Source organism: Roseibium sp., from assembly GCF_965232425.1.
Taxonomy (GTDB): Bacteria; Pseudomonadota; Alphaproteobacteria; order Rhizobiales; family Stappiaceae; genus Roseibium.
This window is the reverse complement of record NZ_CBDDPR010000002.1, coordinates 1-16,258: the sequence shown is the minus strand read 5'-3', so window position 1 is coordinate 16,258 and position 16,258 is coordinate 1. Positions and strand designations below refer to the sequence as shown.

Annotated in this window: 12 protein-coding genes and 1 tRNA gene; all 13 read right to left on the bottom strand. The window is 60.0% G+C overall.

Annotated elements, in window-relative coordinates; translation table 11 throughout:
• Positions 1–2,059: elongation factor G (gene fusA, locus ACO08A_RS00130; protein ID WP_422036750.1), on the bottom strand; the 2,059-nt coding region annotated here is incomplete at its 3' end.
• A 23-nt stretch (positions 2,060–2,082) separates the two neighbouring features.
• Positions 2,083–2,553 (bottom strand): 30S ribosomal protein S7, encoded by a 471-nt coding sequence (gene rpsG, locus ACO08A_RS00125; RefSeq protein ID WP_305989747.1) that lies wholly within the window; start codon positions 2,551–2,553, stop codon positions 2,083–2,085.
• 12 nt (positions 2,554–2,565) lie between these two features.
• The gene (gene rpsL, locus ACO08A_RS00120; RefSeq protein ID WP_006936459.1) at positions 2,566–2,937 is read right to left on the bottom strand and encodes a 30S ribosomal protein S12; all 372 of its coding nucleotides are present in this window, start codon (positions 2,935–2,937) and stop codon (positions 2,566–2,568) included.
• 662 nt (positions 2,938–3,599) lie between these two features.
• The gene (locus ACO08A_RS00115) at positions 3,600–3,893 is read right to left on the bottom strand and encodes a regulator (RefSeq protein WP_422036749.1); all 294 of its coding nucleotides are present in this window, start codon (positions 3,891–3,893) and stop codon (positions 3,600–3,602) included.
• Between the two features lie 76 nt (positions 3,894–3,969).
• Positions 3,970–8,169, bottom strand: a complete 4,200-nt coding sequence (gene rpoC, locus ACO08A_RS00110) for a DNA-directed RNA polymerase subunit beta' (RefSeq protein ID WP_422036748.1) — start codon at positions 8,167–8,169, stop codon at positions 3,970–3,972.
• A 92-nt stretch (positions 8,170–8,261) separates the two neighbouring features.
• The gene (rpoB, locus tag ACO08A_RS00105) at positions 8,262–12,401 is read right to left on the bottom strand and encodes a DNA-directed RNA polymerase subunit beta (RefSeq protein WP_422036747.1); all 4,140 of its coding nucleotides are present in this window, start codon (positions 12,399–12,401) and stop codon (positions 8,262–8,264) included.
• A gap of 272 nt (positions 12,402–12,673) precedes the next feature.
• Complete coding sequence (gene rplL, locus ACO08A_RS00100) at positions 12,674–13,054, bottom strand: 50S ribosomal protein L7/L12 (RefSeq protein ID WP_421983457.1); 381 nt, start codon at positions 13,052–13,054, stop codon at positions 12,674–12,676.
• 60 nt (positions 13,055–13,114) lie between these two features.
• The gene (rplJ, locus tag ACO08A_RS00095; RefSeq protein WP_306146311.1) at positions 13,115–13,633 is read right to left on the bottom strand and encodes a 50S ribosomal protein L10; all 519 of its coding nucleotides are present in this window, start codon (positions 13,631–13,633) and stop codon (positions 13,115–13,117) included.
• Positions 13,634–13,949: 316 nt separating this feature from the next.
• A complete protein-coding gene (gene rplA, locus ACO08A_RS00090; RefSeq protein WP_421983458.1) occupies positions 13,950–14,648 on the bottom strand; it encodes a 50S ribosomal protein L1 in 699 nt (232 codons plus the stop codon).
• Positions 14,649–14,652: 4 nt separating this feature from the next.
• Entirely contained in the window at positions 14,653–15,081 is a 429-nt protein-coding gene (gene rplK, locus ACO08A_RS00085) for a 50S ribosomal protein L11 (protein ID WP_421983459.1), read from the bottom strand.
• Between the two features lie 169 nt (positions 15,082–15,250).
• Positions 15,251–15,781: a transcription termination/antitermination protein NusG gene (nusG, locus tag ACO08A_RS00080; protein ID WP_306146308.1), complete on the bottom strand. Its 531-nt coding sequence runs from the start codon at positions 15,779–15,781 to the stop codon at positions 15,251–15,253.
• Between the two features lie 53 nt (positions 15,782–15,834).
• Positions 15,835–16,032, bottom strand: coding sequence for a preprotein translocase subunit SecE (gene secE, locus ACO08A_RS00075; protein WP_306146307.1), 198 nt, complete (start codon positions 16,030–16,032; stop codon positions 15,835–15,837).
• A gap of 103 nt (positions 16,033–16,135) precedes the next feature.
• Positions 16,136–16,211 (bottom strand) — tRNA-Trp (locus ACO08A_RS00070).
• Between the last annotated feature and the right edge of the window lie 47 nt (positions 16,212–16,258).

The following is a 16,258-nucleotide window of genomic DNA, read 5'->3' as shown; positions in this document are numbered from 1 at the left end:
GAACCTCTTCGGCGACAGCCTGCGGCACCTGCTCGTAGTGATCGAACACCATCGAGTACTGGGCGCGGCCTTGAGACATGGACCGCAGATTGTTCACGTAGCCAAACATGTTGGCCAGCGGAACCATTGCGGTGATGACGGTCACGATGCCCCGGTTCTCCGTGCCTGCGATCTGGCCGCGGCGGGAGTTCAGGTCACCGATCACGTCACCCATGTAGTCTTCGGGGGTGACAACCTCGACCTTCATGATCGGCTCGAGCAGTTTCGGGCCGGCCTTCTGGATCGCTTCGCGGAAACCGGCACGGCCGGCGATTTCGAAGGCCAGAACGGACGAGTCAACGTCGTGGTAGGCACCATCGGTGAGGGTTGCCTTGATATCGAGCATCGGGAAGCCTGCCAGCGGACCGGAGGACATGACGCTTTCGATACCCTTGGTAACGCCCGGGATGTATTCCTTGGGAACGTTACCGCCGACAACCTTGCTCTCGAAGACGTAACCTTCATTCGGCTCGGACGGCTCGATGGTGAGCTTGATGCGGGCGAACTGACCGGAACCACCGGACTGCTTCTTGTGGGTGTAATCCACGTCGGCAACCTTGGTGATGGTTTCGCGGTAGGCCACCTGCGGCGCACCGATGTTCGCCTCGACCTTGAATTCACGCTTCATGCGGTCGACGATGATGTCGAGGTGCAATTCGCCCATGCCCGCGATGATCGTCTGGCCGGATTCTTCGTCCGTCTTGACACGGAATGAAGGATCTTCGGCAGCCAGGCGGTTCAGGGCAAGGCCCATCTTTTCCTGGTCGCCCTTGGTCTTCGGCTCGACGGCGATCTCGATCACCGGCTCGGGGAATTCCATGCGCTCCAGGATCACCGGCTTCAGCGCGTCACACAGGGTGTCGCCCGTCGTGGTGTCTTTCAGGCCCGCGATCGCAACGATGTCGCCTGCATAGGCCACGTCGATGTCGTCACGGGAGTTGGAGTGCATCTGCATCATGCGGCCAACGCGCTCGCGCTTGTCCTTGACCGTGTTCAACAGGGACACGCCCTTGTTCAGAACACCGGAATAGATGCGGCAGAAAGTCAGCGAACCGACAAACGGGTCGTTGGCGATCTTGAAGGCCAACAGGCTGAGCGGCTCGTCATCGGAGGACTTGCGCTCGGCTTCTTCTTCGGTCTTCGGATCGACGCCCTTGATCGCCGGAACTTCGACAGGGCTCGGCAGGAAGTCGACAACCGCGTCGAGAAGCGGCTGAACGCCCTTGTTCTTGAACGCGGAACCGCAGAAGATCGGCACGAAGTCACCGTTGATAGTGCCCTTGCGGATCAGCTCTTTCAGCTTTTCCATGGTCGGCTCTTCGCCTTCCAGGTAAGCTTCCATTGCCTCCTCGTCGACTTCGACGGCGGTCTCGATCAGGGCGTCGTGCATTTCCTGGGCGCGATCGGCGAGATCGGCCGGAATGTCAGTTTCGTCCCAGGCAGCGCCGAGGTTCTCAGCCTGCCAGATCAGCGCCTTCATCTTCAGGAGATCAACGCAGCCTGCGAATTCGCTTTCAGCGCCAACCGGCAGCTGCATGACCAGCGGGGTCGCGCCGAGGCGCTCCTTGATCATGGTGACGCAGCGATCGAAATCGGCGCCCAGCTTGTCCATCTTGTTGACGAAGATCATCCGCGGAACGTTGTACTTGTCGGCCTGGCGCCAGACAGTCTCGGTCTGCGGCTCGACACCGGCGTTTGCGTCCAGGAGAGCAACCGCGCCGTCAAGAACACGCAGGGAGCGCTCGACTTCAATGGTGAAGTCAACGTGGCCCGGGGTGTCGATGATGTTCAGGCGCTTGTCGTTCCAGAACGCGGTCGTTGCAGCAGAGGTGATCGTGATGCCACGCTCCTGCTCCTGCTCCATCCAGTCCATGGTGGCTGCGCCGTCATGAACTTCGCCGATCTTGTGGCTCTTACCCGTATAGTAGAGGATACGTTCCGTGGTCGTGGTCTTGCCGGCATCGATGTGAGCCATGATGCCGAAGTTACGGTAGTCCTCGATTTTATGCGTGCGCGACATAGCGTCAGCCCTTCGAAGTCAAATTACCAGCGATAGTGCGAGAACGCGCGGTTGGCGTCGGCCATCCGGTGCGTGTCTTCGCGCTTCTTAACTGCGGTACCACGGTTGTTTGCTGCATCGAGCAGTTCGCCGGAGAGACGATCAACCATCGTGGTTTCGTTGCGGTTGCGCGCAGCGGTGATCAGCCAGCGGATCGCGAGCGCCTGACGGCGATCGGAGCGCACCTCGACCGGAACCTGGTAGGTGGCGCCACCAACACGGCGGGAGCGCACTTCCACTTGCGGCATGACGTTTTCAAGAGCCGCGTGGAAAACCTCGATCGGGTTCTCGCGGGTCTTGTTCTCGACAACGTCGAAAGCACCGTAGACGATGCGTTCGGCGGTGGATTTCTTGCCGTCGTACATGATGGAGTTCATGAACTTCGTTACGACGACATCCCCGAATTTCGGATCGGGGTTGATTTCGCGTTTTTCAGCGCGGTGACGACGGGACATCTGATGTGCTCCTTACTTCGGCCGCTTGGCGCCGTATTTCGACCGGCGCTGCTTACGATCCTTGACGCCCTGGGTGTCGAGCACACCACGGATGATGTGGTAGCGCACACCCGGCAAGTCCTTGACGCGGCCGCCGCGGATCATCACCACCGAGTGTTCCTGAAGGTTGTGACCTTCACCCGGGATGTAGCCAATGACTTCGAAGCCGTTGGTCAGGCGGATCTTGGCCACCTTACGCAGAGCCGAGTTCGGCTTCTTCGGCGTCGTCGTGTAAACGCGGGTGCAAACACCACGCTTCTGGGGGCAGGCCTCCATGGCCGGCACCTTGTTCCGCTTCGGCGGATCTTTCCGCGGCTTGCGGATCAACTGGTTGATGGTCGGCATTCTTTGCCCTTTACCTTGTCCATCCAAAAATTCGTATGCAACTGCAGTCCCCCGCTGACCCTGCAAATCCGTCAAGACATGCAAAATCGCGCCCGCGCGCTCTGAAAGAGCGGCAGGCGCTGCGAAAAACCAGAGGACCACGAGTTGCCCCGCGGTCATGCAATCGACGCGTATTCGCCTATGTAACCCGGCAGCGTTTAAGGGGATTGGGTCCTGCGCCTTTGATCAGCGCTGGACGGTTCACTCTTACCGCCTGCCCTTGGGATGCGCGGAACCTACTCATATGCACCCTTTGCGTCAAGTGCTTTATCGAAAAAACCGCAAGCGGTGTCATGAACCCCGGCAAACACGAATTTTCGACATCAAAACAGCGCTCTATTGTTATCTCGGTGCTATAAATTCCGCGCTTTGGGTAATTTTGTTGCGCAGTGCGTGTCAGACGCAGAGCACCCCTGCACTTTCGATGCACAGGCAGCGTTCCTGTGGCGCCACAAAACCGTCTTGGTTCGAGAATCGGCACTGCTGATTCATTGGTTTTTCAACGCAAAACAAGCCAAGGCCGTCGAACACGGGCCTGACCGGGTCACCCGGCCCGAAATCGGAGACCTGCCATGCAGACGTGCATGCGCGCCAAACCGGGGAATGTCTCGATGAGACAGCGCTCACGCAGTGAACGTCACGATGGCGACATTGCCCGCAAGCGCGTCCTGGTAGGCGCCCTCGTGGACCGGATCGTCGGGTTCACCGTCCATGACACCGATCTGGTCGAGTTCGGCTTCGGCGTAGCCCTGCCCCTGCAGCGCTTCGAGCGTCTTGCGCACGGCGTCGTCATCATCGGGCGCCGTCAGCAGGGCATGGATCGTGATCGCATCCTCCGGCAGCGCCTCTTCGTTTTCCCAGACACGGCCGATGACGATGTAGACCACCGGCTCCATCTCGACTTCATTGTCATTCATTTCGGAGTTCTTTCATTCCGTTTGAACAAGAAAGGCCGCCCGGAGGCGGCCTTTCGGATTTCACAAGGCGCAAACTTTATTCCGCTGCGCCGGTCATGTCTTCCAGCAGGCCTTCCCCCGCGCTTTCCGAAGACTGCTGCCGCTGTGCTTCCTGGATCAGGTCGTCGCGATGCGTTGCAATCTGGCGAATGCGCTTCATCACCCCGCCGGTACCGGCCGGGATCAGGCGGCCGACAATGACGTTCTCCTTGAGGCCGACGAGCGGGTCGGTCTTGCCGTTGACCGCAGCGTCGGTGAGCACCCGGGTCGTTTCCTGGAAGGAAGCGGCCGAGAAGAAGGAGCGCGTCTGCAACGACGCCTTGGTGATGCCGAGCAGGACGGGAACGCCCTTGGCCGGATCCCGGGCGTTGTCGATCGCCTTCTGGTTTGCCTCTTCGAAGTCGATCTTGTCGATCTGTTCGCCCGAGAAGAACTCGGTGTCGCCCGGATCGGTGATTTCGACTTTCTGCAGCATCTGACGGACAATCACCTCGATGTGCTTGTCGTTGATGGTCACGCCCTGCAGACGGTAGACTTCCTGGATCTCGTTGACGAGATAGGCCGCAAGTGCCTCCACGCCCTTGACCGCAAGGATGTCGTGCGGTGCCGGGTTGCCGTCGAGAATGTACTCACCCTTCTCAATGGCATCGCCTTCCTGAAGATGGAAATGCTTGCCTTTCGGGATGAGGTACTCGACGGGATCGGCACCGTCCTCTGCCGGATCGATGATGATGCGGCGCTTGTTCTTGTAGTCACGGCCGAACCGGATCGTGCCATCGATTTCCGCGATGATCGCATGATCCTTCGGACGGCGTGCCTCGAACAGTTCGGCAACACGCGGCAGACCACCGGTGATGTCTTTGGTCTTGGCGCTTTCCAGAGGAATACGCGCCAGCACGTCACCGGCCTTGACCGTCGATCCCGGCTGAACCGAAAGAACGGCGTCCACCGACAGCATCAGGCGGGCATCGGAGCCGCGGGCGTTCTTGGAAATCGTACCCTTGTCGTCCTTGATGACGATTGCAGGCTTGAGATCCGCACCACGCTGCGACGAACGCCAGTCGATGACGACACGCTTGGTGATACCGGTCGCCTCGTCGGCGGTTTCCTGAACCGACGCACCATCGACCAGATCCTCGAAATCGACGGTGCCGTCGACTTCCGCAAGCATCGGACGGGTATAGGGATCCCATTCCGCGATCCGCTGTCCGCGCTTGACCGCATCGCCTTCGTCGACATGCAGCTTGGAGCCGTAGGCCACCCGGTGCACGGCACGCTCGTTGCCGTCGCTGTCGATGACGACGATGGACATGTTGCGGACCATGGCGACGAGGTTGCCTTCGGAGTCGCGCTGAACCGAACGGTTCCGGATCTTCACCGTGCCGTCGACGTTGGACTCGATGAACGAGCTGTCGACAACCTGCGCCGTGCCGCCGATGTGGAACGTCCGCATCGTCAGCTGCGTTCCCGGTTCACCGATCGACTGCGCCGCGATGACACCGACAGCCTCACCGAGGTTGACGGGCGTACCGCGTGCAAGGTCACGGCCGTAACAGGTCGCGCACACGCCGGTTTCGGTCTCACAGGTCAGAACCGAACGGATCTTGATCTGCTGAACCTTGGCAGCCTCGATCGCCTCGACATCCTTCTCGTCGATGAGCGTGCCCTTGGGGACAAGCACTTCGCCGGTCTGGTTGTTGACGACGTCTTCCGCTGTCGTCCGTCCGAGAACGCGCATGCCGAGGGAGGCAATGACGTTACCGGCATCGACGATCGGCGCAACGGTGATGCCGCGCTCGGAGCCGCAATCCTGTTCCAGGATGATGCTGTCCTGCGCAACGTCCACCAGACGGCGCGTGAGGTAACCGGAGTTTGCCGTCTTCAGGGCGGTGTCGGCCAGACCCTTGCGGGCGCCGTGCGTGGAGTTGAAGTACTCCAGAACCGACAGGCCTTCCTTGAAGTTCGAAATGATCGGGTTCTCGATGATGGAACCGTCCGGCTTGGCCATCAGGCCGCGCATGCCCGCCAGCTGTTTCATCTGCTGGGGCGAGCCACGGGCACCGGAGTGCGACATCATGTAGACCGAGTTCATCGGCTTCTGACGTCCGGTCTCGTCGTCGATCTGGACCGCCTTGATGCGAGCCATCATTTCGTCGGCGATCTTGTCGGTGCATTTCGCCCAGGCGTCGACAACCTTGTTGTACTTCTCGCCCTGGGTGATCAGACCGTCATTGTACTGCTGCTCGTATTCGGTCGCGAGCGACGCTGTTTCGGCAACCAGGTTCTGCTTGGTGTCCGGAATGACCATGTCGTCCATGCCGAACGAGATACCTGCGTTACAGGCATTCTTGAAGCCGAGTTCCATGATCCGGTCACAGAAGATGACCGTCTCCTTCTGACCGCAGGCACGGTAGACCGTGTCGATCATCTTGGAGATTTCCTTCTTGGTCATCAGCCTGTTGCAGACCTCGAACGGAACCTCGAAATGCTTCGGCAGCAGCTCCGCGATCAGCATCCGGCCCGGTGTCGTCTCGATGATCTCGGACGTCGGGTTGCCGTCTGCATCAACGGACTTGTAACGGCCCTTGATCTTGGTGTGCAGCGTGATGACCTTGTTGGCCAGGGCGTGATGGATTTCGCCGATATCGCCGAATGCCATGCCCTCGCCCGGCTCACCTTCCGCCAGGATCGACAGGTAGTAGAGACCGAGAACGATATCCTGCGAGGGAACGATGATCGGGCCACCGTTGGCCGGGTGCAGGATGTTGTTCGTCGACATCATCAGCGTCCGCGCTTCCAGCTGGGCTTCCAGCGACAGCGGAACGTGAACGGCCATCTGGTCACCGTCGAAGTCGGCGTTGAACGCAGAACAGACGAGCGGGTGCAGCTGAATGGCCTTGCCTTCGATCAGGGTCGGTTCGAACGCCTGGATGCCGAGACGGTGAAGCGTCGGCGCACGGTTCAGGAGAACCGGGTGCTCGCGGATCACCTCGTCAAGGATATCCCAGACTTCCGGACGCTCCTTCTCCACCAGCTTCTTCGCCTGCTTGACGGTCGAGGAGAAGCCCTTGGCGTCAAGCCGCGAATAGATGAACGGCTTGAACAGTTCGAGCGCCATCTTCTTCGGCAGGCCGCACTGGTGCAGCTTCAGCTCCGGGCCCACGGTGATGACCGAACGGCCGGAATAGTCGACGCGTTTGCCGAGCAGGTTCTGACGGAAGCGGCCCTGCTTGCCCTTCAGCATGTCGGACAGCGACTTCAGCGGACGCTTGTTGGCACCCGTGATGACGCGGCCGCGGCGGCCGTTGTCGAACAGCGCATCGACGGATTCCTGAAGCATGCGCTTCTCGTTCCTGATGATGATGTCCGGAGCACGCAGTTCCATCAGGCGGCGCAGACGGTTGTTCCGGTTGATCACGCGGCGGTAGAGGTCGTTCAGGTCCGATGTTGCGAACCGGCCGCCGTCGAGCGGGACCAGCGGACGCAGATCCGGCGGGATCACCGGAACGACCGTCATGATCATCCATTCCGGACGGTTGCCCGATTCCATGAACGCTTCGATAACCTTGAGACGCTTTGCCAGTTTCTTCGGCTTCAGCTCCGTCGTTGCCTCGGCGATTTCCTGGCGCAGCTTCTCGCTTTCGCGTTCCAGATCCATGCTCATCAGGATCTCGCGGATCGCCTCGGCACCGATCATGGCGGTGAACGCGTCTTCGCCGTACTCGTCCTGCGCGGCAACATAGTCTTCCTCGGAGAGGAGCTGATGCTGCTTGAGCGGTGTCAGGCCCGGCTCGAGAACGACATAGTTCTCGAAGTAGAGCACGCGCTCCAGATCCTTCAGCGTCATGTCGAGCAGAAGGCCGATGCGGCTGGGCAGCGACTTCAGGAACCAGATGTGAGCGACCGGAGCGGCCAGCTCGATGTGTCCCATGCGTTCGCGGCGTACCCTGGAAAGCGTGACTTCAACGCCGCACTTTTCGCAGATGACGCCCTTGTATTTCATGCGCTTGTACTTGCCGCAAAGACATTCGTAGTCCTTGATCGGGCCGAAGATACGCGCGCAGAACAAACCGTCGCGTTCAGGCTTGAACGTCCGGTAGTTGATGGTCTCCGGCTTTTTGATTTCGCCGAAAGACCAGGACAAGATCTTTTCCGGGCTCGCAAGCGAAATCCGGATATTGTCGAAGGTCTGTGTGGGAGCCTGCTGGTTAAACAGGTTCATGACCTCATGATTCATGATCCATCTCCTTCGATGCGCGGCCGGGGACCGGGTTTTGTTCACCGTCCCCGTAACCGGCATGCCAAGTCATTTGTGGTCCGTTGCCGGGGTTATTCTGCGGCGTCCGCAGTTTCTTCCTCGGCAATCGCGGGTACATCGGTACGCTGAAGTTCAACGTTGAGACCCAGGGACCGCATTTCCTTCACGAGAACGTTGAAGCTTTCCGGGATACCCGCCTCGAACGTGTCGTCACCGCGGACGATGGCCTCGTAGACCTTCGTACGGCCGGCAACGTCGTCCGACTTCACTGTCAGCATTTCCTGCAGCGTGTAGGCGGCACCGTAGGCTTCCAGCGCCCAGACCTCCATTTCCCCGAAGCGCTGGCCACCGAACTGCGCCTTGCCACCCAGCGGCTGCTGCGTGACGAGCGAGTACGGGCCGATCGAACGGGCATGGATCTTGTCGTCGACAAGGTGGTGCAGCTTCAGCATGTAGATGTAGCCCACCGTGACCTTGCGATCGAACTCCTCACCGGTCCGGCCGTCGAAGAGCACGGACTGGCCGCTCTGATCGTAGCCGGCGATGTTCAGGGCCTCGACCACATCCGGTTCACGCGCACCGTCGAAGACCGGCGTTGCGATCGAAACGCCTTTCTTGAGCTGGTCCGCGAGCCGGACGATCCCGTCGTCGTCATAGGACTTGACGTCGTCGCCCTTCATGTTGTCGCCGTAGATCTCCACGATCTTGCCGCGCAGTTCCTCGATCTGGCCGGAACGCTTGTACTCTTCGTACATCTCGCCAATCCGGTTGCCCATGCCCCGGCAGGCCCAGCCAAGGTGGGTTTCCAGGATCTGACCGACGTTCATGCGCGACGGCACGCCGAGCGGGTTGAGCACGATGTCGACATGAGTCCCGTCTTCCAGGAACGGCATGTCTTCGCACGGGTTGATCTTGGACACGACGCCCTTGTTGCCGTGACGGCCGGCCATCTTGTCGCCCGGCTGAAGCTTGCGCTTCACGGCAACGAAGACCTTGACCATCTTCATGACGCCCGGGGGAAGTTCGTCGCCGCGCTGCAGTTTCTCGACCTTGTCGATGAACCGCTGCTCGAGACGCTTCCGGCTGTCGTCATACTGACCACGCAGAGCCTCGATCTCGGACATGAACTTCTCGTCCTCGGTGGCAAACTGCCACCACTGAGACCGCGGGAAGTCGTTCAGAACGTCGCCCGTCAGGACACCGTCCTTGCTGAAGCCTTTCGGGCCTGCAACGGCGGTCTTGTCCATCAGCATCTCGGCCAGACGGCCATAGACGTTCCGGTCGAGGATCGCTTGTTCGTCGTCACGGTCCTTCGCGAGGCGTTCGATTTCCTCGCGCTCGATGGCCATCGCGCGCTCGTCTTTCTCAACGCCGTGGCGGTTGAACACACGGACCTCGACGACCGTCCCGCTGACACCCGGCGGCAGACGCAGGGATGTGTCGCGGACGTCGGACGCTTTTTCACCGAAGATGGCACGCAGAAGCTTCTCTTCCGGCGTCATCGGACTTTCGCCCTTCGGCGTGATCTTGCCGACCAGGATATCGCCCGGGTTGAGTTCGGCACCGATATAGACGATGCCGGCCTCGTCGAGATTCTTCAGCGCTTCTTCGGAAACGTTCGGAATGTCGCGGGTGATTTCTTCCGGGCCAAGCTTGGTATCACGCGCCATCACCTCGAATTCCTCAAGGTGGATCGACGTGAACACGTCGTCGGACACGATCCGCTCGGAGAGCAGGATGGAATCCTCGAAGTTGTAGCCGTTCCAGGGCATGAAGGCGACGAGCACGTTCCGGCCGAGTGCCAGATCGCCGAGATCCGTGGACGGACCGTCGGCAATGATGTCGCTCTTGTGAACCCGGTCACCGACACGCACCAGCGGACGCTGGTTGATGCAGGTGTTCTGGTTCGAGCGCTGGAACTTCTGCAGGCGGTAGATATCGACGCCGGACTTGCCCGGATCGAGATCTTCCGTTGCGCGGATGACGATACGGGTCGCGTCGACCTGATCGACCACGCCTGCACGCCGTGCACCGATGGCAGCACCGGAATCACGAGCAACGATCGGCTCCATGCCGGTACCGACGAACGGCGCTTCGGCGCGTACCAGCGGCACGGCCTGACGCTGCATGTTCGAGCCCATGAGCGCGCGGTTGGCGTCATCGTTTTCCAGGAACGGAATCAGCGCCGCCGCGACAGACACCAGCTGCTTCGGCGAAACGTCCATGAGGTCGACCTTGTCGGACGGCACCATCATGTTCTCGCCCGCGTGACGGCAGGTGATCAGCTCGGTGGTGAACCGGCCATCCGCGTCATATTCCGCGTTGGACTGGGCTACGTAGTGCTTGGCTTCTTCCATTGCCGACAGGTAAACGACTTCGTTGCTGACAACACCGTCGTTGACCTTGCGGTAAGGGCTCTCGATGAAGCCGTACTTGTTGACACGCGCGAACGTGGCAAGCGAGTTGATCAGACCGATGTTCGGACCTTCCGGTGTCTCGATCGGGCAGATACGGCCGTAATGCGTCGGGTGCACGTCGCGCACCTCGAAGCCGGCGCGCTCGCGGGTCAGACCGCCCGGGCCAAGTGCCGACAGGCGGCGCTTGTGCGTGACTTCGGACAGCGGGTTGGTCTGGTCCATAAACTGCGACAGCTGCGAAGACCCGAAGAACTCGCGAACGGCAGCTGCGGCCGGCTTCGCGTTGATCAGGTCCTGCGGCATGACCGTATCGATCTCGACGGAGCTCATCCGCTCCTTGATCGCACGCTCCATGCGCAGCAGGCCGACGCGGTACTGGTTTTCCATCAGTTCGCCGACGGAGCGGACACGGCGGTTGCCGAGATTGTCGATGTCGTCGATGTCGCCCTTGCCGTCGCGCAGTTCCAGGAGAACGCGGATGACTTCCAGGATGTCTTCCTTGCGCAGGGTCCGGACGGTGTCCTCGCACTGCAGGTCGAGGCGCATGTTCATCTTCACGCGGCCAACGGCGGACAGGTCGTAGCGCTCGTCGTCGAAGAACAGCGACTGGAACATCGCTTCCGCGGTGTCGATCGTGGGCGGCTCGCCCGGACGCATCACGCGGTAGATGTCGAACAGCGCATCCTCGCGGGATTCGTTCTTGTCGACGGCAAGCGTGTTGCGGATATACGGACCGGTGTTGACATGGTCGATGTCGAGCATCGGCAGTTCGTGATAGCCGCGCTCAACGAGTTCTTCCAGAAGCTTGCCGGTGATCTCGTCGCCGGCCTCTGCAAAGATCTCGCCGCTCTTCATGTCGACGATGTCTTCGGCGAGGTACTGGCCGTGCAGATCCTCATCGGTGATCTTCAGCGCCGTGACGCCCTTTTCGCCGAGCTGACGGATGGTGCGCGCGGTGATCTTGCGGCCGCCTTCGACGACCACTTCGCCGCTGTCCGCATCGATAAGATCGTAAGACGCCTTGGTGCCCTTGAGACGCGCGCCGTCGAACGGCATCCGCCAGGAGCCGTCTTTCTGCCGCGTGTAGTCGATCCGGTTGTAGAACGTGTTGAGGATTTCCTCACCGTCCAGGCCGAGCGCCATCAGCAGCGACGTGACCGGGATCTTGCGCCGGCGGTCGATACGCGCATGCACGATATCCTTGGCGTCGAATTCGATATCGAGCCAGGAGCCGCGATAGGGAATGACGCGTGCGGCAAACAGCAGCTTGCCGGAGGAATGGGTCTTGCCCTTGTCATGGTCGAAGAACACGCCCGGCGAACGGTGCATCTGGGAGACGATGACGCGCTCGGTACCGTTGACGATAAAGGTGCCGTTGTCTGTCATGAACGGCATGTCGCCCATGTAGACATCCTGTTCCTTGATGTCCTTGACCGACTTGGCACCGGTGTCTTCATCCACATCAAAAACGATGAGCCGCAGGGTGACCTTGAGCGGCGCTGCGAACGTCATGTCGCGCTGGCGGCACTCGTCAACATCGTATTTGGGAGCTTCAAATTCGTAGGAAACAAATTCCAGCAGGGACGTCCCTGCGAAATCGGAGATGGGGAACACGGACTGGAAGACCGCTTCAAGGCCTTCATTTTTGCGGCCACCGCCCGCCATCTCGTCGACCTGGAGAAACTGGTCGTAGGATGCTTTCTGCACCTCGATGAGATTGGGCATTGCCGCGACATCGCGGATCGATCCGAAATATTTACGGACCTTTTTGCGACCGTTGAACGTTTGGGTCATTGTCGCTCCTCGTATCGGCCGGGTAACGGCTTCCCGAAACGCCCCTTTTCCAATCGGGCAGACCGCCCGGGCGCTTCGGAAAACCGTCCCCCAAATTCAATCAGCTTCCACCTGGAAGAAAAGCTGACCGGGTTATGGGGCCCGGGACATGCGCGGCACAGCAGACAAACGCGGCATACCCCAGTGGTGCGTTTGCCCCGGAAACGGGTCGGACCCGCCGGGGCAACAAACGGTCCCGGTTGCCCGGGACCGCGAAAAGGCAGACGCCTTTGTTACTTCAGCTCGACAGAAGCGCCAGCTTCTTCCAGCTTCTTCTTCAGTTCTTCAGCTTCGTCCTTGGAAACGCCTTCCTTGACGGCTTTCGGAGCGGACTCGACGAGTTCCTTAGCTTCCTTCAGGCCAAGACCGGTGATTGCACGGACTTCCTTGATGACGTTGATTTTCTTGTCGCCGGCACCAGCCAGAACAACGTCAAATTCGGTTTTCTCTTCAGCAGCAGCAGCTTCGCCGCCCGCAGCACCACCGGCAGCAGCAACGGCAACCGGAGCAGCGGCGGAAACGCCCCACTTTTCTTCCAGAAGCTTGCTGAGTTCAGCGGCTTCCATGACGGTCAGCGAGGACAGTTCTTCTACGAGCTTTTCAAGATCAGCCATTTTATTCAGTACCTTAAGTTCGAACCAGTTCGGTTACGTTAGACAGTGTGTTTGGACGCCTTACGCGGCCTCGTCCTTCGTGGCATACGCATTGAAGACGCGGGCGAGCTGCCCGGCCGGTGCGTTGACAACCTGAGCAATCCGGGAAGCCGGGGTCTGGATCATGCCAACCAGTTTCGCACGCAGCTCATCGAGCGACGGCATGGTTGCCAGAGACTTGACGCCTTCCGGGTTCAGATTGGTCGTTCCAAGAGCACCGCCAAGGATTTCCAACTTTTCGTTGGCCTTGGCGAAATCGACAGCTGCTTTTGGAGCTGCTACCGGATCGTCTGAGTAGACGAGAACGGTAGGGCCCTGAAACAGGTCGGAGATATGCTCAAGGTCGGTGCCTTTAAGGGCGAGTTTCACAAGGCGGTTTTTTGCGACTTTTACAGAGCCGCCGGCTTCACGCACAGATGCCCGCAGTGCAGTCATCTGGGCAACCGAAAGACCTGCATAGTGCGCGACGACAACGACGCCGGTATTGCCCAGCTCTTCGTTGAGAGACGTCACGAACTCGTGCTTTTCCGCTCTTTCCACTTGCCTTCTCCATTTGATGGCGTTGCCGCCATCGGTTTACCTTTGCCACCCGCATTCGGTTCCGAACCCGGAACCGCTGTCGAGGCGGCGCTCAGGGTCCTGTCCCCTCACCTTCACGCGGAACGCGCGGCAAGGTCTGGTTCGAACCTGGTTGTCCGCTTGACGCGGAAAATTCGGTTCTCACCCATCTATGCAGGCCTAAATCGCTTAAGCCGGTTTCCCGGCACCTGCAGTCTCGGACAGGGCAACCCGGCGGAAACCCGCCGGGTCTATTCGGCCTTGAGGCCGAAATCTCGTTTCGATCCGGTTTCCCGGATCACTCGCCGGCAACGCTGGCGAGATCGATCTTCACACCCGGGCCCATCGTGGACGACACCGCGATGCGCTTCAGGTAGGAGCCTTTGGCGCCGGACGGCTTGGCCTTCTGGACCGCGTCGACGAGCGCCTTGACGTTCTGCAGGATGGCCTCTTCGGAGAAGGACACCTTGCCGACGCCGGCATGAACGATACCCGCCTTTTCAACGCGGAACTGAACGGCACCGCCCTTGGCGTCGTTGACCGCAGCGGTCACGTCCGGGGTCACCGTTCCGACCTTCGGGTTCGGCATCAGGCCGCGCGGGCCGAGCACCTTACCCAGACGGCCGACCAGCGGCATCATGTCGGGCGTTGCAATGCAGCGATCGAAGTCGATCTTGCCGCCCTGCACTTCCTGAACCAGCTCTTCCGCACCGACGATGTCGGCACCGGCCGCCTTGGCCTCATCGGCCTTGTCGCCACGTGCGAACACGGCAACGCGCACGTTCTTGCCGGTTCCGTTCGGCAGGACGCAGACGCCGCGGACCATCTGGTCGGCGTGACGCGGATCGACGCCGAGATTGATCGCAACTTCGACGGTCTCGTCGAACTTGGTCTTGGCGCGGCCCTTCACGAGGCCGATTGCCTCGTCCAGGGAATAGAGCTTGTTGCGGTCGATGCCTTCACGGGCAGCGGTGATACGTTTTCCAACCTTCGCCATGATCTTACCCCTTCACCTCGAGGCCCATGGAACGGGCAGAGCCTTCGACCATCAGCATTGCTGCGTCGACGTCGTTGGCGTTCAGGTCCTTCATCTTGGCTTCGGCGATTTCCTTGACCTGGTCCCGCGTGACCGATCCGACCGTTCCACGGCCAGGGGTCTGGGAACCCTTCTGCAGCTTTGCAGCCTTTTTCAGGAAAAAGCTTACCGGCGCCGTCTTCACTTCGAAGGTGAAGGACTTGTCGGTGAAATATGTAATCACGGTCGGGCACGGAGCGCCCTTTTCAACATCCTGAGTCTGCGCATTGAATGCCTTGCAGAATTCCATGATGTTCAGACCACGCTGACCGAGTGCCGGCCCGATGGGCGGCGACGGGGTCGCGGAACCTGCCGGCACCTGAAGCTTCAGGAAGCCTTCAATTTTCTTCGCCATGTCAGTCTCCAATCATACGCAGCTGAACGGCGATCCAGCTGGCTGGGAGCTGGTGGTCCGGCCCTTGTCGACATCCGGCGATGAATGTCAGAACCTTCCACCGATTTTCCCGGTCCGGACGCTTCGCCTCGTCCCGGGCACTCGAACCGCCCTTTCGGACGGCAAACGGTCAAAGCTTGTCGACTTGACCGAATTCCAGTTCGACAGGCGTTGCACGACCGAAGATGGACACGGCCACCTTGAGACGTGCGCGCTCGTCGTCAACTTCCTCGACAAGGCCGGAGAAGGAGGCAAACGGACCGTCGGACACGCGCACCTGTTCGCCAACCTCGAATGTGACCGACGGCTTCGGCCGGTCCACGCCTTCCTGCACCTGATTCATTATGCGCAGGGCTTCTTTTTCCGGGATCGGCATCGGCTTTTGATCCGCGCCCAGGAATCCCGTCACTTTCGGCGTGTCTTTGATGAGGTGAAACGCCTCGTTGGTCATGTCCATCTTCACCAGGACGTAGCCCGGGAAGAATTTGCGCTCAGTGTCGACCTTGCGGCCACGGCGCACTTCAACGACCTTTTCCATCGGAACGAGGATTTCCTCGAACAGATCGGTAAGCCCTTTCTGCTCGGCCTTCTCGCGGATGGAATCGGCGACCTTTTTCTCAAAATTGGAATAGGCGTGCACAATGTACCAGCGCTTGGCCATGGATCTTCGTTCCGTTTCTTGTTCTTGTCTGCAAACCGGACGGTCGGTCTTACTCAGCCGCCGACACCCAACAGCAAACCGATGCCCCAACTCATCAGCTGATCCGCGACGAGGAAGAAGATCGACGCGATCAGAACCATGACGAACACCATGGCAGTGGTCACAGCGGTTTCTTTGCGCGTCGGCCACGTCACCTTGGACGTTTCGGAGCGCACTTCCTGGATGAATTTAAAGGGATTGGTCTTCGCCATTCCGGTTCCGGTCTGTTAAATACGAGTGGGCGCGCGGAAAACTCCGCGCGCCTCACTCGAGGAAACTCTTTAAGCCCTCGAGGCAATTAAATCAAGAGCAATCTGGCAGGGGCAGCAGGGTTCGAACCCGCGACCTACGGTTTTGGAGACCGTCGCTCTACCAACTGAGCTATACCCCTATAGGCGACCGCCGTGCGGTTCCGCTCCTGATACCTTCTCAAGCCAC